Origin of the sequence: Vibrio sp. 10N.222.48.A3, assembly GCF_041475345.1 — a bacterium.
In the GTDB taxonomy this organism is placed as follows: domain Bacteria; phylum Pseudomonadota; class Gammaproteobacteria; order Enterobacterales; family Vibrionaceae; genus Vibrio; species Vibrio tasmaniensis_A.
The window spans coordinates 1-2,391 of record NZ_JBFRVX010001468.1; the positions used below are offsets into that span (position 1 = coordinate 1).

The 2,391-nt window shown below is 45.8% G+C and carries 2 protein-coding genes; both read left to right on the plus strand.

Features of this window, described 5'->3' with window-relative positions; all coding sequences use genetic code 11:
• The coding region (locus tag AB4653_RS27165; protein ID WP_372105792.1) for an FAD-dependent oxidoreductase at nt 1-1,507 on the plus strand (1,507 nt) is incomplete at its 5' end.
• Nucleotides 1,508-1,752: 245 nt separating this feature from the next.
• Nucleotides 1,753-2,301: an NAD(P)H nitroreductase gene (locus tag AB4653_RS27170; protein WP_009848708.1), complete on the plus strand. Its 549-nt coding sequence runs from the start codon at nt 1,753-1,755 to the stop codon at nt 2,299-2,301.
• Nucleotides 2,302-2,391: the final 90 nt, after the last annotated feature.

The following is a 2,391-nucleotide window of genomic DNA, read 5'->3' on the forward strand; positions in this document are numbered from 1 at the left end:
TTACTTGATTAACCAATTTATCTGTAAACGTACCAACATGCGTTATGACGAATGGGGCGGTTCTTATGAGAAGCGTATGCGTTTCCCGCTAGAGATCGTTAAATCGATTCGCGAAGCGGTGGGTAAAGATTTCATCATTATTTTCCGTTTATCGATGCTGGATTTGGTTGAGCAAGGCAGCACATTCGAAGATGTTGTCCTTCTGGCTCAGAAGCTTGAAGAAGCGGGCGTGACCATTATCAACACTGGTATCGGTTGGCACGAAGCTCGTGTTCCTACGATTGCGACTCAGGTACCACGTGGTGCTTTCTCTTGGGTGACGGAAAAAGTGAAACCATACGTGTCGATCCCAGTGGTGACATGTAACCGCATCAATACTCCAGAAGAGGCCGAGCGTATCCTTAGTTCAGGACAGGCCGACATGGTATCAATGGCTCGTCCATTCTTGGCTGACCCTGACTTTGTTAATAAAGCCGCTCAAGACCGAGCGCAGTTCATTAACACCTGTATCGGTTGTAACCAAGCTTGTCTTGATAACGTATTCAAAGGTAAAAGAGCGAGCTGCTTAGTTAACCCTCGCGCTTGTTACGAAACTGAAATTGTTGTGCAACCTGCTCAAGCCACTAAAACTATTGCCGTAGTCGGTGCTGGCCCCGCAGGTCTAGCTTGTGCGACAACGTTAGCGCAGCGTGGACACACAGTTGACTTGATTGAGAAAAATGACCGCATCGGTGGACAATTTAGATTGGCAATGCAGATTCCGGGTAAAGAAGAGTTCAGAGAAACGATTCGTTACTTTGCTAACCAAATAGATGCATCAGGCGTGAACTTAAAACTGGATACTGAAGCGACGTTTGAGATGTTGTTGAAGTACGATGAAGTCGTGATGGCTGCTGGTGTTGAACCCAGAAAGCTTGATATTGAAGGGATAGATCAAGAAAACGTAGTCGACTATCAAACCTTGATTCGTGAAAAGACACCAGTAGGAGAAAAAGTCGCGATTGTTGGTGCCGGTGGTATTGGTATTGATGTGGCAACTATGCTGACAGAGCCGACTTCTCATAGCTTGGACGACTGGCTGCATGAGTGGGGCATTGATAAGAATATGGAGCACCCAGGTGGACTTTATCCTTACCCTGATTCGTTCAGTGATAAAACGGTTTGGGTGATGCAGCGTAAAGCCGGTCGAGTGGGTAAAGGCCCGGGTAAGACTACAGGTTGGATTCATAAACGCACATTAGAAAAACGTGGTGTGAACTTACTTGGTGGCGTGAGCTACAACAAGATTGACGACCAAGGTCTGCATATTAGCGTTGGTAAGAAAGATCAGGTACTCGATGCCGATTCCGTTATCGTGTGTGCGGGCCAAGTTTCGGTTCGTCCATTCGAAGACATGTGGCAAGAGTTTGGTGGCAAACTACACGTGATAGGCGGTGCCGATTACGCGGGTGAACTGGATGCCGTGCGTGCGATTCGCCAAGGTGTTGAGTTAGCTATTAAGCTTTAACAACAAACAGAATGTTCTCGTTTGATAAGTTTGAATCAGAAAGTTCAATAAGCTGAACTAGACGGGTAACTAAGCTTGGACTAGACAGATAAATAAGGCTCCTAAGTCATAGATTTAGGGGCCTTTGTTGTTTCTAGTGTCGTTTCAAATATTGCTTCAAATAGACAGCCGTTGAGATTTATTATCGTTTGTGTTCTGTGCTACAGTTCAATTATACAAACAATAAAAATTAGTAAGGACTTCAAATGGATGCTTTGGATCTATTGCTCAACAGGCGCTCAATCGCAAAACTCTCTGATCCGGCACCTGAAGGTGTGGCGTTAGAAAATATCATTAAAGCGGGCTTACGTGCTCCAGACCACGGCGCATTGACACCATGGCGCTTTGTTATCGCACAAGGCTCAGGGTTACAGAAGCTCTCTGATATTTTGGTTCGTGCAGCACAAGCTGACGAGAGCGAAGAAGCGGTCATTGAGAAAGTTAAAAAAGCGCCGTTTCGAGCTCCAATGGTGATCACTATCATCGCAAAGGTAACTGAGCACGAAAAAGTGCCAGCATTCGAACAACACCTGTCTGCGGGTTGTGCTGCGCAAGCAATGCAAATGGCCGCAGTTGCACAAGGCTTCCAAGGTTTTTGGCGTTCAGGTAAATGGATGTTCCACCCTGAAGTGCACCAAGCTTTCGGCTTAGAAGGCGACGATGAAATTGTTGGTTTCCTATACCTAGGTACTCCGGGCTGTACGCCAATGAAAGTGCCAGAGCGTGACTTCTCAAAGTTCGTCGAGTTCTTATAGATGTCGTCAGGAAAATAGCTATACAACGAATTGTTGAATGTTAACTGTATAAACAACCAGTTTTTCTTGATTTATTAGGGCCACATTCTG

Bases quoted from the DNA above. Each gene is read 5' to 3' on its own strand.
- AB4653_RS27170 (WP_009848708.1), top strand. From the start codon at position 1,753: ATGGATGCTTTGGATCTATTGCTCAACAGGCGCTCAATCGCAAAACTC.